Source organism: Pseudoalteromonas carrageenovora IAM 12662, assembly GCF_900239935.1.
Lineage (GTDB): Bacteria > Pseudomonadota > Gammaproteobacteria > Enterobacterales > Alteromonadaceae > Pseudoalteromonas > Pseudoalteromonas carrageenovora.
In genome coordinates, this window is sequence record NZ_LT965929.1 from 581,377 (window position 1) to 598,776 (window position 17,400).

Annotated in this window: 9 protein-coding genes and 3 pseudogenes; 9 read left to right on the forward strand and 3 right to left on the reverse strand. The window is 40.9% G+C overall.

All coding sequences use genetic code 11. The annotated features are described in order from the left end of the window. Positions 1-33: 33 nt before the first annotated feature. The 4 genes from ALFOR1_RS18895 to ALFOR1_RS18910 all read left to right on the forward strand — a co-directional run bounded on the left by ALFOR1_RS18895 (position 34) and on the right by ALFOR1_RS18910 (position 5,163). The gene (locus ALFOR1_RS18895; RefSeq protein ID WP_058549809.1) at positions 34-522 is read left to right on the forward strand and encodes a (2Fe-2S)-binding protein; all 489 of its coding nucleotides are present in this window, start codon (positions 34-36) and stop codon (positions 520-522) included. A gap of 12 nt (positions 523-534) precedes the next feature. Next, positions 535-2,826, forward strand: a complete 2,292-nt coding sequence (locus ALFOR1_RS18900) for a xanthine dehydrogenase family protein molybdopterin-binding subunit (RefSeq protein ID WP_104644045.1) — start codon at positions 535-537, stop codon at positions 2,824-2,826. 172 nt (positions 2,827-2,998) lie between these two features. After that, entirely contained in the window at positions 2,999-3,970 is a 972-nt protein-coding gene (gene moaA, locus ALFOR1_RS18905) for a GTP 3',8-cyclase MoaA (protein ID WP_104644046.1), read from the forward strand. A gap of 155 nt (positions 3,971-4,125) precedes the next feature. Beyond that, positions 4,126-5,163, forward strand: a complete 1,038-nt coding sequence (locus ALFOR1_RS18910; protein ID WP_173827083.1) for a GGDEF domain-containing protein — start codon at positions 4,126-4,128, stop codon at positions 5,161-5,163. Between the two features lie 286 nt (positions 5,164-5,449). Here the strand turns inward: ALFOR1_RS18910 and ALFOR1_RS18915 are convergent. After that, positions 5,450-6,388, reverse strand: a pseudogene (locus ALFOR1_RS18915) (LysR family transcriptional regulator). Between the two features lie 119 nt (positions 6,389-6,507). On the opposite strand from ALFOR1_RS18915, the gene ALFOR1_RS18920 reads away from it, so the two are divergent. The 5 genes from ALFOR1_RS18920 (at position 6,508) to ALFOR1_RS18940 (ending at position 15,835) form a co-directional block, all read left to right on the forward strand. Beyond that, positions 6,508-7,677, forward strand: a complete 1,170-nt coding sequence (locus ALFOR1_RS18920; RefSeq protein ID WP_024595653.1) for an efflux RND transporter periplasmic adaptor subunit — start codon at positions 6,508-6,510, stop codon at positions 7,675-7,677. 9 nt (positions 7,678-7,686) lie between these two features. Next, positions 7,687-10,839: an efflux RND transporter permease subunit gene (locus ALFOR1_RS18925; RefSeq protein ID WP_104644048.1), complete on the forward strand. Its 3,153-nt coding sequence runs from the start codon at positions 7,687-7,689 to the stop codon at positions 10,837-10,839. Then, entirely contained in the window at positions 10,832-12,244 is a 1,413-nt protein-coding gene (locus ALFOR1_RS18930) for a TolC family protein (protein WP_104644182.1), read from the forward strand. Before ALFOR1_RS18925 ends, ALFOR1_RS18930 begins: the two co-directional genes overlap by 8 nt. 10 nt (positions 12,245-12,254) lie before the next feature. Continuing rightward, positions 12,255-13,283: a zinc-binding dehydrogenase gene (locus tag ALFOR1_RS18935; RefSeq protein WP_058548262.1), complete on the forward strand. Its 1,029-nt coding sequence runs from the start codon at positions 12,255-12,257 to the stop codon at positions 13,281-13,283. Positions 13,284-13,579: 296 nt separating this feature from the next. After that, a complete protein-coding gene (locus tag ALFOR1_RS18940) occupies positions 13,580-15,835 on the forward strand; it encodes an acyl-CoA dehydrogenase (protein ID WP_104644049.1) in 2,256 nt (751 codons plus the stop codon). Between the two features lie 182 nt (positions 15,836-16,017). On the opposite strand, the pseudogene ALFOR1_RS18945 reads toward ALFOR1_RS18940, so the two are convergent. Together ALFOR1_RS18945 and ALFOR1_RS18950 are read right to left on the reverse strand one after the other, a co-directional pair. Continuing rightward, positions 16,018-16,300: pseudogene (locus tag ALFOR1_RS18945) on the reverse strand (tyrosine-type recombinase/integrase); the annotation flags it as partial. A 266-nt stretch (positions 16,301-16,566) separates the two neighbouring features. Beyond that, positions 16,567-17,247 (reverse strand): annotated as a pseudogene (locus tag ALFOR1_RS18950) (integron integrase); the annotation flags it as partial. Between the last annotated feature and the right edge of the window lie 153 nt (positions 17,248-17,400).

The following is a 17,400-nucleotide window of genomic DNA, read 5'->3' on the forward strand; positions in this document are numbered from 1 at the left end:
TTAAAATCTTGGGTATTAATCAAGGGGCAAGCTATGGTGACGTTTACAATTAATGGCAAGGTGGTTGAATCACACGCAAGTGAAGATACACCATTGTTATGGGTTATTCGTGATGAAATTGGGTTAAAAGGTACAAAGTTTGGTTGTGGTATTGCAATGTGTGGTGCGTGTACTGTGCACTTAGATGGGCAAGCAACACGGTCATGTGTACTACCAATTGGCGCAATTGCGGGTAAAAACATTACCACAATTGAAGGGCTTAATAACGAACACCCTCTTCAAAAAACATGGGTTGAAGAGCAAGTACCACAGTGTGGATATTGTCAGTCTGGGCAAATAATGCAAGCTGCTACATTACTTGCTGCTAACCCAAACCCATCTGAAGAAGAAATAGTTAATCATATGAATGGCAACTACTGTCGCTGCATGGCATACAAACGCATTAAAACGGCTATTAAACGCGCTGCCGATGAGTCACAAAATGTTGTTAACATTTTTGATCCAAATGCCCAAGACGCTTAACTGGAGCCTGTAATGAAAAAATTATTTCAAAAAAATAGCGAAACCGTTAATTTAAATCGTCGCTCGTTTATGATTGGTACTGCCAGCGCAGGTTTGGTGATGGCATTTGCACCCGCTCTATTTTCAGGCTCGTTAAGTGCAAAAGAGTCAATTACACAGCAAGCTTTTTCACCAACAATTTGGTGGACTATGAGCAGCGATGGCGCAGTAGAAGTCAGTATTGCTAAAGCGGAAATGGGTCAACATATTGGTACTGCATTGGCGCGTATTGTAGCTGATGAGCTAGAGTGCGATTGGGATAAAGTATCAATTACTTATGTAGACACTCACGAAAAATGGGGTTACATGGTAACGGGTGGTTCATGGTCGGTATTTCAAAGCTTTAAGCCGTTATCGCAAGCGGGCGCTGCGGGCAGAATTGCATTAATAGATGCAGGGGCTGCTATGCTGGGTGTACCGCCGGGTAAATGCCATGCTGAAAAAGGTCACATTATTTGTGGTGATAAATCTCTAAGTTACGCTGACATTGTTAAAAAAGGCGAGTTTAACCGTACTTTTAGTAGTGAAGAAGTGGCAAAGCTACCATTAAAACCTGCTAATAAACGTCATTTAACTGGGCTAAAGCAAGACTTTAGAGCGCTTGATATACCTGCTAAAACAAATGGTACAGCTGTTTACGGCATTGACGTAGAAGTAGAGGGTATGCTGTACGCTCGACCTGTTATTCCACCAACGCGTTATGGCAGCACAGTAACTAATGTTGATGATACGACAGCTAAAGCGATTAAAGGCTATAAAGGCTTTGAAATTTTAAACGATCCTAGCGAAACCGTTCAAGGCTGGGTTGTTGTATTAGCTGATAACTACCCAAGTGCAATAAAAGCGGTAGATGCACTAAAAGTGACCTATAAAAAGGGTAAAACCGCGAATGTAACCGAAGCCGATATTCAAAATGAAGGCAAACGATTATGTGAGCAAAGTGACTCAGGCACATTATTTGTTGATGAAGGCGATATTAAAAACACGCAAGCCAATGCCAATGAATCATTAGAGTCGATGTACACCACGGCTACGGCAAGTCATTATCAGCTAGAGCCACTCAATGCGCTGGTTGAATTTAAAGACGGTCAGTGGATAATTCATACGGGTAACCAGTGGCAATCACTTACATTACCAGCCATTGCAAAAGCGCTTGAAGTAGCCCAAGAGAAAGTCATAATTCGCCCTTATTATTTAGGCGGAGGCTTTGGACGTCGTTTATTTGGTGATTGGACCGTACCTGCAGCCCTCACTGCAAAAGCTGTTGGTAAGCCCGTTAAACTTGTATTTACACGAGCGGACGATAGCTTATTCGATCAGTCTCGCTCTGCATCAGCTGCAAAAATGACGGCGTCTTTTGATAAAAGTGGCGCTTTTACTGGTTTAGAACATGCATTTGCTGCAGGCTGGCCTACTAAAGCAATGGCATCTGGATTTTTATCTCCAGGGGTTGATGGTAATGGTAAATTTGATGCATTTTCAGCATCGGGTGCAGATCATTGGTATAGCATGAGTAGTCACCGAGCACGTGCCATTAATAACGAAATAGCACAAACTACATTTACCCCTGGTTGGCTGCGCTCAGTTGGTCCTGGTTGGATTGCATGGAGCCTTGAATCGTTTATTGACGAAATTTCCCATAAGCAAGGCAAAGATCCGGTTCAATTTAGAATCGAAATGCTAGACGGGAAAGGTAAGCAAGCGGGTAAAGCGCCCGAAAGTGTGGGCGGTGCACTGCGTTTACGTAATGTGCTTAAAAAGGTGTCAGATAAAGTGGCCTCTGTTAAGCTTGGCCAAGATGAGGGTATCGGTTTTTCAGTGAGTTCTGGGCAAGAGCGTACAATGCCAGCATGGCTTGCAACCGCAGCACATGTCCATGTTAATCGAGATAGCGGTAAAATAACGCTTAAAAAATTATATGTAGTTGTAGATGCAGGGCTAATTGTTCACCCAGATGGTGCATTAGCACAAATTGAAGGCTCTTTATTGTGGGGCAGTAGCCTTGCATTACATGAGTCAAATACGTATAAAGATGGGCAGGTATCGGCAACTAACTTTAATACTTATTTACCACTAAGAATGCAAGATGTTCCAGATATGGACATTGAATTTTTACAAAGTGATGAGTTTCCAGTTGGTTTAGGTGAGCCTGGAGTTATAGGTGTTGCGCCAGCCATAGGTAATGCAATATTTAACGCAGTAGGCGTGCGTTTACGTGATTTACCTATGAAGCCAAGTGAAGTTATAAAAGGGCTAAAAGCCTAAAACAAATATAATTAAAGGGACTACTTATGTAGCACCTTAGTTATTATACCAATGCGCGTAATTATGTATTACTGCGCACTGGTACTACATCATATTGTTTTGCAATTATTATGTATTAATAGGTAAACGGCTTAGGTATGTGTTATCTGTTGATATGAGTTAAGGTTTATTTATGCTAATCGACCCTACAGGGCGAGAATTTAGTTATTTACGTTTATCTATTACCGATGTATGTAATTTTAAATGTGTTTATTGTTTACCCGATGGTTATCAAGGCGGCCAAGAGCGCGGTTTTTTAAGTGTTAATGAAATTAGCAATACGCTTAAAGCCTTTGCCCATCACGGTATAGAAAAAGTACGGATCACAGGCGGTGAGCCAACTTTGCGCAAAGATTTTATAGATGTTATTCGCGTTGCAAAAGATACCAGCGGCATAAAAAAAATAGCTGCGACAACGAATGGTTTCTCTCTTCATAAAAATATTCATAACTGGGTCGATGCAGGCCTAAATGCAATTAATGTCAGTATTGATACCTTAGACCCGCGTATGTTTAATACGATTACCGGGCACGATAAATTTGCATCTGTAATGAGCGGTATAGATACCGCACTTGAAACCGGTATTGAGTCGGTAAAAATAAACAGCGTGCTGATGAAGCAATACAATGGACAAGAGTTTGAAACATTTTTAAATTGGATTAAACATCGTCCGGTAACCATTCGCTTTATAGAGCTTATGCAAACAAGCGATAATAAAACATTTTTTGATGCGAACCATGTCTCGGGTCAGTCTTTAAAAGTGAAGCTATTACAAAGCGGTTGGCAGCAAGTTGCGCGAAGCGCTTCTGCTGGGCCTGCTCAAGAATTTGCTCACCCCGATTACCAAGGTAAAATTGGGTTGATCATGCCCTACAGTAATGATTTTTGTAGTACATGTAACAGATTAAGGGTAACCGCTAAAGGCAATTTGCATCTGTGTTTGTTCTCTGAAGAAGGTATTTCATTAAGAGAGTATATGGGCGATAACGCAAACACCGCGCTAATGGATTTACTTTCACGGTATATTAAAACTAAAAAGCCCACCCACCTGTTACACCAAGGCAACACAGGTATAACCACAAACTTGTCTATGTTAGGTGGTTAGTATTTAGCTAAAAAGCGGCAGTTGTGTACCTAAAGTAGTTAAGCTGTCCCGGTAATGTGAATAATGCTTGTATTAACAAGGTTTTATTTCTTCAAAGCTTGTTAATTTGTTTTTTCAGGTTACAATTATTTTTTGTTTGTTATTAAGTTAATTGAATGGATATCGCAGCTCTTAATAGTACTAAATCATTAAGAAAGAGCGTTCTTAGTTGGATGTGTCTTTGCTTTGGTTTTTTGTCGTTTGCATTTGCGGTCTTTAACTTAACAGTAAACAATTTTGCGCTACTGGGTTATATCGAAGTCTTCTTTTCAATTTATTGTTTTTTCACCTACATATCACTCTTACGTCGCCCATTAAGATTTTGGCAGTCTATAGTTATGTGCGCACTTATAACACTCATTGTTATTTTAGCTACTGCGCTTGCTACACCACATAATGGGGTATTTGTATGGTCGTTCGCATTACCTATTTTGTTTTACTTATTGTTAGGTAAGCAATACGGGGTTGTCTTATCTGCTAGCTTGCTCGTTATACAATCTTATATTTTAGGGACTAAATCGAGCCTTAGCCCGTTTACCACTTTCAATTTATCTTTGAATTTAATGTGTGCTTATTTAAGTATTTGGGCTATCTCGCATGTTTTTGAAGGCAGTAGAGCTCATTTTTCTAAACGGCTTAAAAATTTAGCGTTACTTGACCCATTAACTGGAGCTGGTAATCGGCTCTCTATGAATCACTATTTTGAAGTGGAACTACAAGATAAGTCGCAACTATATGTATTTTTACTCGACTTAGACTTTTTTAAACAAGTAAATGATAAACACGGACATGCTGTGGGTGATAAGGTATTGGTTGAGGTAGCTACTTTACTAAGAGTGACGCTGGGTAAGGGGTATGTATTTAGAGTTGGCGGTGAAGAGTTTGCTTTATTTTGCTCTTTCCCACATGAAGACGAAGCACTTAATGCGGCTGAAAAAATAAGAGCTGATATTGAAAATACTCATTTTAAAATTGATGGTTTAGTGATTAACATTACTACCAGTATTGGTGTGGCTAAATTTAGAAGCAGTAACACGCTTGAGGGGCTAATAAGCCAAGCAGATAAACAGTTGTATAAAGCAAAACGTTTTGGCCGCAATAAAGTATATTGTAAGTTTAAAAAAGAGCCTAAATTAGAAAAGGTAATTGCTTAGGGCGTGTTGATCTTTGATGGTTGAATTTGCAGCAGTGTGTTTGGTTTTTAGGCAAGGCGAAGCCTATGAAGTGTGGTTACTCCCCATAAATAGGCGATAACGCAGCATAAATGCCAAACATGCGCTGCCCTTCGGGTTCTGCCTAGGGGCGATAAACTCTTTGTTACTCGGTTTTTACTTAGCCCACTAGGTTACAAACCTCGCGCCGCGATTTAATCGCCCCTAGATTGAACAAATTTCAATCCGCAAAGAACAACACGCCCTAGTAACCTGTAACCCTAAAGCCTTAGTACATTTGTTCAAAGTTCGGAATACCATTTTCCCAAATTGGTTTGTCTTTTCCTAAGTGCTCACGCACTGCATCAAAAAATAAACGTGTTCTTACCGGTAAATCACGGTGTGGGTACACCGCATACATAGCGCTAAACTCCATAAGCTTTACATCGGTGAGTAATGGAACGAGCTTCCCTTGTGTTATTTCGTCACCAATAATAAATGCAGGCGCTACAAAGTAAGTGGTACCCGATAGGGTCTTCATTAGTAATGCTTCGGCATCGTTTGCCCTAAACACACTTTTTATTTTTTGCTCGCACTACTCACCTTTACTATTAAAGTAATCTATCCCTTCAACCCTAATAGAGTTACTGGCATAACTTGCAGCAGGTAATTGGGCTAAATCTTCCATGGTTTTAGGCATGCCGTAAGTTTCTATAAACTCTGGTGCGGCTAATATTAGCAAGCGGTTACGTGCAATTTTACGGGCAATAAGGGAGGAATCTTTTGGCTCACCCACTCTAAAGGCTAAATCAAACCCTTCAGAAACAATATCAACTAACCTGTCGTCTAAACGAAGTTCAACTTCAACTTGCGGAAAGCGCTTTTGAAAATCGTTAAGCACAGGCTGTAAATAACGTCTGCCAATAAGCGTTGATGAGGTGATTTTTAACACCCCACGTGGCTCTAAATGGTAGTTTTCGGCCATACGTACGGTTTCACCAAGTAACTCTCTTAGTTCGCCGGCTTTTTTGATCATTTCGGCGCCTGCCGCGGTTAACGAAAACGAGCGGGTGGTGCGGTTTAACAGCCTTACCCCTAACTCATCTTCTAAGCGACTAATTTGCTTAGATATAACAGAGCGGTCAATGTTGCGAATTTCTGCTGCTTTTGCAAAAGAGCCTTGTTCAACGACTTCAAGTAACATTAAAAGCCGGCTTGTTGTATCCATTGTTACACCTTGAATATTCTATTGATGCCATTTTGGCATTAATGAATTTAAAAATCTATGGTTTTTACACACGGGTTTAATCCGTATTATGCAAGGCTAATCAACAATGGAGCGTCTTCATGAACAAACATCTAATTGCTGCTGCACTTACTGCGGCATCATTAACACTTGCAGGTTGTGCTGATGAGAGCACAGCTCAATCAGCACCTGCACAGCAACTTCAACCAATTGATGTAGCACAGGTGCTTGTTAAGCCGGTACAGAGCTGGCACACATATACAACTCGTTTAGAGTCTCCACAAGAAGTTGCTTTAATGCCGCGTGTATCAGGAATCATCGATAGCATTGAATTTAAAGAAGGCGACGTGGTTAAAGAAGGCGATGTTTTATTTCAATTAGATGCTCGCCCATTTGCAGCGGTTGTTGCAAGCTTAAAAGCACAAATTAAAAGTGCAGAAGCCGCACTTGAACAAGCTAAAAGTGAAGACAAACGTGCGGTACGCTTATTAGACCGTAAGGCAATCTCAACTGAGCAAGCACAAGCGCGTACTTCAACACTGCGCCAACGCGAAGCACAGCTTTCTGCACTTCAAGCACAACTTACCTCAGCAGAACTTGATTTAGAATTTACGTCAGTAGTATCACCAATTGATGGCATTATTTCTCGCGCAAATATTACCAAAGGTAATAACGTACTTGCGGGTCAAAGCGTATTAACATCGATTGTTTCAAACCAAGCTATGTACGCTTATTTTGATGTTGATGAGCGCACATGGAATAGCTCTTTTAATGATGTTACTGCTGCGAGCCACCAAACTGTTGTAATGCAAAAAGTCGGTCAAAGTGATTTTGCATACAAAGGCTACATTAACTTTATTGATAACCAAATTAATTCATCAACAGGTACATTACGTGTACGTGCGGTATTTAATGAAGACAACAACCAATTACGCGCAGGCTCGTTTGCACGTATCAAGCTTGCAGCCAATTCTATTAGCGACGCTATTATTATCCCAGAACGTGCAATTGGTACTGACTTAAAAAATCGCTTTGTACTAACCGTTGGCGAAAACAACGTACTTGAATACAAACTAATTACTATTGGTGAACGTTACGGTGCATTACGTGCGGTTACTTCAGGCCTTAATGAAGGTGATGTAATTGCTGTAAATGGTCCTGCTCGCGTAGGTCCTGGTATGCCAATCTCTCCTCAAACAGTAACAATTGATACAAGCGGTGTGGCATTTACATTGTCAAACGACAACGCACAACTTGTGGCTAAGCAATAAGGTTTATTGATGAAATTTTCGCATTTCTTTATACAGCGCCCAATATTTGCGGCTATGCTGTCGTTGGTTATTTTAATTGCTGGTGGCATATCACTATTCCAATTACCAGTAAGTGAATACCCAGAAGTAGTTCCTCCAACAGTTGTTGTTACCGCCAACTACCCAGGTGCTAACCCTACCGTTATTGCGCAAACAGTGGCAACACCGCTGGAGCAAGAAATTAACGGTACTGAAAACATGTTGTATATGTTTTCGCAAGGTACTAGCGATGGCCGTATGACTCTAACGGTAACATTTGCGTTAGGTACCGATTTAGACCGTGCTCAAGTACAAGTACAAAACCGTGTAAACAGTGCACTTCCGCGTTTGCCAGAAGAAGTACAACGTTTAGGTGTTGTGGCTGAAAAGTCATCACCCGATTTAACCATGGTAGTGCATTTATACTCACCTGAAAAAACGCACGACACAGCGTACTTATCTAACTATGCTGATTTAAACATTAAAGATGAAATTGCGCGCTTACCAGGCGTAGGTGATATTCGCATGTTTGGTGCTGGCAAATACTCAATGCGAGTATGGCTAAACCCAGATGCACTTGCTGCACGCGAATTAACAGCAACAGATGTAGTAACAGCACTTCGCTCGCAAAACCAGCAAGTTGCTGCAGGTAGCTTAGGTGCGCAACCAATTTCAAACGACAGTCAATTTCAAATACTGTTAAACGTTAAAGGTCGTTTAAACAGTATTGAAGAATTTGAACAAGTTATTATTAAAGTAGGCGACGAAGGTCAGTTAACGCGCTTATCTGATATAGCCCGTGTTGATTTAGGTCAAGACACTTACGCACTGCGTGCAGAGCTTGACAACCAACCAGCTCTTGCAATGCCAATATTTCAACGCCCAGGTTCAAACGCTATTGAGCTTTCTGATCAAGTACGCGAAACAATGGCGCGCTTATCAAAAGATTTCCCTACTGGTGTTGAATACGACATTGTGTACGACCCTACGGTATTCGTTCGCGGCTCAATTGACGCGGTAATTGCCACGTTGCTTGAAGCAATTGTACTGGTAGTTATTGTTGTTATTGTATTTTTACAAACGTGGCGAGCATCTATTATTCCGCTAATTGCTGTGCCTATTTCACTTATTGGTACATTTGCAGTAATGCAATGGTTGGGCGTGTCAATTAATACCTTGTCGTTGTTTGGTTTAGTTTTGGCCATAGGTATTGTTGTAGATGATGCGATAGTAGTTGTTGAAAACGTAGAGCGTAATATTGAAAACGGCTTATCGCCACTTGAAGCAACACGTGTTGCAATGAGTGAAGTTACAGGCCCAATTATTGCTATTGCTTTAGTATTAAGTGCGGTGTTTATTCCTACGGCATTTATTACCGGGTTGTCTGGTCAGTTTTATAAGCAATTTGCGCTTACAATCACAATTTCGACTATTATCTCTGCGTTTAACTCACTCACGTTATCGCCAGCGCTTGCTGCATTGTTATTAAAGTCGCACGATGCAAAGCCAGATGCGTTTACTCGTTTACTTAATAAATTGTTTGGCCGTTGGTTGTTTGAACCATTTAACCGCGTATTTAATCGTGGTGCTAAAGGGTACGAAAAACTAGTACAAAAGCTTATTCGTATGACTGTTATTGTGATGGTTGCTTATATCGCACTGGTTGGCGGCACAATTAAATTATTTGATACGGTACCAGGTGGCTTTATTCCACAGCAAGATAAGCAATATCTAGTTGCAATTGCACAGCTACCAGATGCGGCAAGCCTTGATCGTACTGAAGATGTATTAGCCCAAATGCAACAAATTGCATTAGAGGTACCAGGCGTTGCACATACTGTTGCGTTCCCAGGCTTATCGGTTAATGGTTTTACAAATAGCCCTAACAGCGGTATTGTATTTACGCCACTTGAGAGCTTTGATGAACGTACCGACCCAAGTAAGTCTGCAATGGCAATTGCTGCACAGCTAAACCAGCGTTTTGCTGCCATTGATGAAGCCTTTGTAGCTGTATTTCCGCCACCGCCAATTCAAGGCCTAGGCACAACAGGTGGTTTTAAACTGCAACTTGAAGACAGAGCAAATAAAGGGTTTGAAGCCTTATTTAATAGCTTGCAAGCCGTAATCGGTAAGGCGCAGCAAGACCCTGCATTAATGGGGCTTTACTCAAGCTTTAGAATTCAAGTGCCACAAATGGATATAGACATTGACCGCGAACAAGCACTTATTCAAGGTATTCCACTTGATGAAGTATTTGACGCACTGCAAGTTTACTTAGGCTCTGTGTATGTAAACGACTTTAATATGTTTGGCCGTACGTACCAAGTAAATGCGCAAGCTGATGCTGATTACCGTAAAGACCCTGAGCAAATACTTAACTTAAAAGTACGTAACCGTGCAGGCCATATGGTGCCATTAGGTTCTGTATTAACGGTAACACCAACCATTGGCCCTGACCGTGTTATGCATTACAACGGTTACCCAAGTGCCGAGCTTAATGGTAGCCCAGCACCAGGTTATAGCTCTGACCAAGCACAGTTAGCTATTGAAAAAGTACTCGCAGACACACTGCCATCAGGTATTGAGTATGAATGGACTGAAGTAACGTACCAACAAGTACTTGCTGGTAATACAATGGTTTATGTATTCCCGTTAGTTGTATTGCTTGTATTTATGGTACTTGCAGCACAGTACGAGAGCTTACGTTTACCACTTGCGATTATATTAATTGTACCGATGACTATATTCTCTGCTTTATTAGGTGTGTGGTTTGTTGGCTCTGACAACAACATATTCACCCAAATAGCGTTAATAGTACTGGTGGCCTTAGCTTCTAAAAACGCGATATTAATGGTTGAGTTTGCAAAAGACAGACACGACTCAGGATTAACGCATCTAGAGGCAATACTTGAAGCATGTCGTATGCGTTTGCGCCCTATATTAATGACCTCAATTGCATTTACAGCAGGTGTTGTACCGTTAGTGCTTGCTACAGGTGCAGGCGCTGAAATGCGTCACGCTATGGGTAACGCAGTATTCTCAGGCATGATAGGTGTAACCGTATTTGGTTTATTATTTACGCCGGTGTTTTACATGCTAGTAACGAGCAAAAAAGATAAAGCGCAGGAGAATGCTCATGACTAAATTGATGCAAAAAAGGTTTAAAACTAGCCTAACAGTCAGTGCGGTTTTAATGGCTTCGTTTTTAGCAGGGTGTGCGAGTAAAATAGACACTATTAGCGAGCAAAAAGCGGTTAACGATTTTGTTGCTAAAGCTAATATTGCTAGCAACGTGATTGTTGCTGATGAAACAAGCTGGTGGACAAAACTTAATTCTGATCAGTTAAATGAACTTGTTATAGGTGCGCTTGCAAATAACTATAATTTGCAAATAAGCCAGTTAACGCTTAAAAGCGCATTAGCACGGTTAGGTGAGCAAAAAGCCCAGTACCTGCCGCAAGGTGGTGTAGATGTAGGCGCAGCTCGAAGCGATGCACCAAGCGTTTATGACCGTCAATCAAGTGCAAACGTTGCACTTGATTGGCAGCTAGATTTGTTTGGTCGAATCACAGCCTTGGTTGATGCAGCAAATGCATCGGCCATGAGCCAAGCAGAGCAAGTACGCTTGCTGCAAATTGAAGTTGTATCGTCGGTTGTTAAAGGCTTTGTAAGCTACCAAGGCAATGTTGAAAAGCAGCAAATCATCGCAATGCAAATAGAAGCCCTTGAGCAAAGTATTGATGTACTTCAAGCACGTGTTGACGAAGGTGTAGCAAACGAGCTTGATTTAAATCGAACTATGGCGCAGCTAAGGCAGCAACAAGCACTTATGCCTGCCATTGAGTATGCAAAATACAGCGATTTATCTGCTCTTGCAGTACTAAGTGGTAAGTTAGCGCAAGACATTGCTATTGAAAACGAGCAAGGTGTGCTTGAACGTGACTTTAGCGTAGCACTAAAAAATGCTAATAATGCCATTGCCTTACGTCCAGATATTAGCCGTGCATTATTTGATTTTAGCCAAGCAAATAGTTTAAGTGTTGCAGCTAGCAAAGCGCTATTACCCGATATTAGCTTATCTGCATTTGCAGGTGTTGTGAGTATAGATAGCACAGGCTTAAAAAATACCGACCAGCAGTGGCAAGTAGCACCACAGTTGCAATGGTCGCTATTAAGTTACCCAGCTTTATTAGCACAGCGCGACGCACAGCAATTTTTAAGTGAAGCGGCTTACAGTGATTACCAGCAGGTAGTACTAAATGCGTTAAGTGAAAGTGAACTATCGCTACAAATGTTGGTTAATCAGGCGCAGCAAAAACGTTTTGCAGATGAGCGCTATGACTTTGCTAATAAAGCATTTTTACAAGCACAAGCAATGTACGAAGAAGGTCAAATTCCTTATCTTGAGTTGTTAGATGCGCGTCAGGATGTTTTAATAGCGCAAGAAAATGCTGTTGAAACAACAATTACTTCACTGCTTGCTAAAGTAAATGCCTACCAGTCATTTAATGGCCAATGGAGTTATGCGTTAAACGACACTAATAAGTAGAGTTATATTGATGCCAAAAACTGATAATTTAAATAACTACGATATCCCGCAAACTATGCGCGCTATTGTACTGCCAGAGCCAAATGAAGCAATTAACTTAGCTGATGTTGAGATGCCTGTTCCAGACTGTGCAGACAACGAGCTACTAGTAAAAGTAGAGTACGTTGGTTTAAACCCAGTTGACGGTTATTTTGCTAAAACCGGCTTTTGTAAATGGCAATACCCACATGTTTTAGGTCTAGACGCTGTAGGTGTTGTAGTTAAAGCTAAAAAAGGTGTATTTCCTAATGTTGGCGAACGCGTAATGTGGCACGCTAATATTGGAGAGCAAGGTGCGTTAAGTGAATACACTAAAGTAGCTAACTTTGCAGTGTCGGTTGTGCCAGATGCTTTAAATCCAGCTATTGCAGCGACTTTACCGTGTGCGGGTATGGCTGCACTAATAAGTTTGGATAAAATTAATATTAGTGAAGGTGATACTGTTTTAATTGAAGGTGGCTCAGGGGCCGTAGGCCAATTTGCGATTCAATACGCTAAGCAGCGCGGGGCAGATGTGTTTGTAACCGCATCAAAGCGTAATCATAAAATGGTTAAGCAACTAGGGGCTGACGCTGTTTTTGATTACAACGACAAGAAGTTGTGTGAAAAAATACGCCGCGAACTCGGTCCACAAGGCTTTGACGCTGTTATTGATACTATTGGTGGGGACACAACTCTTCGTAACATAGAGCTTATGCGCTTTTGTGGACGAATTGCTTGTTTAAATCCGCTACCGAGTTTTGATCAAGACTTAATGTATCATCGAGCGCCTAATATCAGCGTGGTATCAATTGGTGGAGCATGGCTTGCAAACAGTTTGTGTGCGCAGCAACGCTTAAGTTTTATGGGCAATTTGTTACTCGAAGGGGCGGTTAATAGCGATATTAAACACCCAGACATAACACCTGTAGATTTTAGCGCCGAATCTGTTTCGCAAGCGCTTAATAAACAGCTGGCTGGTGGATTTACTGGCAAGCAAATTGTTAAAGTTGCCCGATAACAAACCTAAAAAGTTAACGACAAACGCAGCCATAATTGGCTGCGTTTTTTTATGCCTTTAATTTTATGCCTTTAAAAAGTTTAGGCACCTTTCCCCTTATTTCGTGTTTTTATTCACCAATCGCGCAAAAAAAATATATTTCAGAGTACAAGTGTAAGCCTTTTTGTTTCAACAGTTTACGTCTTCGTAAAGAAAATAAATTGAAAAAACTGTTAATTAATTGAATAGAGTAATTGATCTAAACGAATTTTTATGACGTAATGTAGGTATTATTATCTGGTCGGATGAGTTCAATCATGAGTTTACGTACAAAATTAAAAAAAGTTTTACCAAGTATTTCAATCACTGAACAAGAAGCGCTAGACGCAGGCGATGTGTGGCTAGAAGGGTCTATCTATCAAGGTAAGCCAGATTTCAGTGCGCTACGCGATGTACCTGCAGCTACTTTAAGTGCAGATGAGCAAGCATTCCTAGACGGCCCTGTGCAAGAGCTACTTGGCATGATTGACGATTCAGTTATTCAAAACGGTATTCACTTACCTGACGATATTTTAGAATTTTTGAAAAAAGAGCGTTTTTTCTCCCTTATCATTCCTAAGTCGTTTGGTGGCTTAGAGTTTAGTCCTTATGCAAACTCTACAATTGTGGCAACTATTGCAACTAAAAGCTCTGCAGTTGCGGTAACTGTTATGGTTCCTAATTCATTAGGCCCAGGCGAGTTATTACTTCATTTTGGTACACAAGAGCAACAAGCTCATTACTTACCTCGCTTAGCTAACGGTACAGACATTCCATGTTTCGCGCTTACAAGCCCAGAAGCGGGTTCTGATGCAGGCGGCATTCCAGATGTGGGTACTGTTACCAAAGGTTTATACAACGGTGAAGAAGTACTTGGCCTTGAAATTACATGGGATAAGCGTTACATCACACTAGCACCAATCGCTACGGTACTCGGTTTAGCCTTTAAAGTAGTTGATCCAGATGGCCTACTTGGCGGTAAAGAAAACCTAGGCATTACTTGTGCACTTATTCCAAAAGAGCACCCAGGTGTAGAGCTTGGTAACCGACACGACCCAATGGGTATTCGTTTTTACAACGGTACTACACGTGGTAACAAAGTATTTGTACCAATGGACTTCATTATTGGCGGCCAGAAAAACATCGGCCGTGGTTGGCAAATGCTGGTTAGCTGTTTAGGCGCTGGCCGTGGTATTTCTTTACCTGCGCTAGGTGTAAGTACTGCACAAGTTGCATTTAAATCAGCATCTGAATACGCAGCAGTGCGTGAGCAGTTTGGTTTAGCCATTGGCCAGTTTGAAGGTATTCAAGAAAAGCTAGCCGACATTGCAGGAAAAACGTACCTACAAGAAGCAATGCGCGTGCTTACAACTGAAGGCTTAGGCATGGGCTTGAAACCATCAGTAGTAACCGCAATCGCTAAATACCACATGACAGAGCTTGGCCGCGACGTGCTCGATTCTGCTATGGATATTCAAGCAGGTAAAGCAATTCAAAATGGTCCGCAAAATACACTTGCGAGCGGTTATGTTGCACAGCCAATTGCTATAACGGTAGAAGGCGCGAACATTCTTACTCGTAACCTGATGATCTTTGGTCAAGGTGTAATGCGCTGTCATCCATATTTACAATCTATGGTTGAATCTATACATAGTGAAGACAAAGGTGCAGATAAAGAGTTTAACGGCATTTTACGTAAAACAATAGGTTACAGCACAGCAAACAGCTTACGTGCGTTCCGTTTAGGTGTTTTACCATTTACTGCAAGCGCTAACTCTGATTTACCAGAAGTCCGTGAATACGAAAAAGCAGTTCATAAGTTATCAGCTAAATTAGCGGTATATGCAGACTTCTCGTTACTTGTACTTGGCGGTAAATTAAAGCAAGCTGAAATGCTTTCTGCACGTTTAGGCGACGTTATGAGCTTTTTATATGCAGCTATGGCATCAATCAAATACTACGAGCAAAAAGTAGCAAGTAGCGAGCGTGAGCAAGCAGCGCCGTATTTCCATTACGCAACGCGTTTTGCACTACAAAGCGCTGAAGAAGCCCTGCATAAGTTTTTAGATAACTTCCCTGCAAGTGGTACTCGTAAATTTATTCGTTTTGTAACAATGAACTACTCAACTAAAATGCCAAAAATTAGCGACGACTTAATTCGCGAACTAGCTAAGCAAGCCCAGCTTGATACTGCATTTAAAGCGCAAATTACACATTTAGTTAAACCAGTAGAAGGCGATGGTCATTACATTAATGAGCAAGCTTACAAAGCTAAAATGGCATCACTTGGTGAGCTGGCTAAAGTTAAAAAAGCACTGCGCGCTAAAACAATTAAGCCAGGCATTCGCTTTAACATCACGCTTGATAACGCACTAGCGGCAAACGTGATTACCGATGCTGAGCACGCTCAGTTAATTGATTACAACATAAAACGTGAAAAAGCGATTCGTGTAGATGAGTTCGACTTTGACATGAACTTACTAGATGACAACGCACAACCAGTTAATCCACTTAAAAGTGTAGTTAACCAATAAAATTAAATTCAATGATGCAAAGCGCCCGCAGTATCGGCGCTTTTATTCTTGGAAAGTATTAGTGTGGAGCCCCGCTTGTGTAAAAACAAGCGGGGCTTTTTTATGTGTTTTTTAAAGTAGAGATAGATAGCGGTGTTGGTCTTAAAGCGAATATGTATGTGTAGAGGATTAAAAAGAGACGCTTATAATCTTGAAAAAGGGCTAACAACCCCGTTAGCACCTTGTTGTAAAACATGAGTATATATTTGTGTAGTACGCACATCGCTGTGACCTAGTTGTGTTTGTACTGTACGTATATCAGCGCCGCTTTGCAGCAAATGCGTAGCGAAAGAGTGGCGCAAAGTATGTGGGGTAACGTGTTTATTAATATGTGCATCAAAAGCGGCTGTTTTTAACAGCGCGTTGTAATTGCTTTTCATCGATATGATGGCGTCTCAATTGCTTACTCTCAGGATCAAGACTTAGGGCCTGTTTATCTTTCGAGGTTAAATTTGCAGCAGTGTGTTTGGTATTTAGGCAAGGCAGAGCCTATGTAGTGTGGTTATTCCCCATAAATGGGCAATAACGTAGCATTAATGCCAAACAGGCGCTGCCCAAAGGGTTCTTCCTAGGGGCTATTTACTCTTTGTTGCTCAATTTTTACTTAGCCCACTAGGTTACAAACCTCACGCCGCGATTAAATAGCCCCTAGATTGAACAAATTTTAATCCTGAAAGGTCAACAGGCCCTGATTTATGTGATGAAAATAAATATTGCCAACCTAACTGTTTGTTATGGTTTGGATATTTTTTACGTAACAAATGCGGCATATAAGCGCCGCTATATAAGGGGTTTTTCAGATCTAATTGCAGGTAACTATCAACTAATTGTATTTGAGAACGTAATTGCGGTATGAGCTCTACTGCAAGCGTTACAACACGATTTTTACCTCCTTTGCCATCCCAAATTCGAATGCAGCTATAGTCAAAGTCAATATCGTGAACTCGTAAACGCAGTACCTCCATTAATCGCATACCACTGCCATAAAGTAATCCACAGGGTAAATAATGCTTAGCTACACAGTGTTTAAATAGCGCTGAAACTTCTGTTTGAGTAAGCACAACGGGTAGTTTTCTTGGGCGTTCACTTTTTACAAAGTCTAATGATAATGAAAGGGGGCTCTTAATTATTTCTTTATATAGGAAACTTAGCGCATTTAGTGCCTGCGCTTTTGTGCCTTGCGCTACGTTTTGCGAGTTTACTAAATGGTTCAAATACGATTCCACTTGAGTGTCTCCCATAGAGCTTGGGTGCTGCATATTATTAAAGCGGATATAGCTAGCTATCCAAAAAAGATAAGCTTCAATAGTGCTCTTTGCATACCGTTTGCTATACATATGGTCTTTAATCATGGTTAGAAAGAGAGATTTCATAAATGATATTCAACTTTTAAAAGCGTACTGTATATATAGACAGTTGTTCGTGTTTTGTCCAATAACATTATTAAAAGTCGTTTTGGTGTATTTTAACAACAATAACTTTACAAAATATGTAATTACTTGTTTACATGGAAGTTGTTTAGTGGA

What these genes read in the sequence shown, in the direction of transcription:
- ALFOR1_RS18895 (WP_058549809.1), top strand. Translation starts at nt 34, where the DNA reads ATGGTGACGTTTACAATTAATGGCAAGGTGGTTGAATCACACGCAAGT.
- ALFOR1_RS18900 (WP_104644045.1), top strand. Translation starts at nt 535, where the DNA reads ATGAAAAAATTATTTCAAAAAAATAGCGAAACCGTTAATTTAAATCGT.
- moaA (WP_104644046.1), top strand. Translation starts at nt 2,999, where the DNA reads ATGCTAATCGACCCTACAGGGCGAGAATTTAGTTATTTACGTTTATCT.
- ALFOR1_RS18910 (WP_173827083.1), top strand. Translation starts at nt 4,126, where the DNA reads ATGGATATCGCAGCTCTTAATAGTACTAAATCATTAAGAAAGAGCGTT.
- ALFOR1_RS18920 (WP_024595653.1), top strand. Translation starts at nt 6,508, where the DNA reads ATGAACAAACATCTAATTGCTGCTGCACTTACTGCGGCATCATTAACA.
- ALFOR1_RS18925 (WP_104644048.1), top strand. Translation starts at nt 7,687, where the DNA reads ATGAAATTTTCGCATTTCTTTATACAGCGCCCAATATTTGCGGCTATG.
- ALFOR1_RS18930 (WP_104644182.1), top strand. Translation starts at nt 10,832, where the DNA reads ATGACTAAATTGATGCAAAAAAGGTTTAAAACTAGCCTAACAGTCAGT.
- ALFOR1_RS18935 (WP_058548262.1), top strand. Translation starts at nt 12,255, where the DNA reads ATGCCAAAAACTGATAATTTAAATAACTACGATATCCCGCAAACTATG.
- ALFOR1_RS18940 (WP_104644049.1), top strand. Translation starts at nt 13,580, where the DNA reads ATGAGTTTACGTACAAAATTAAAAAAAGTTTTACCAAGTATTTCAATC.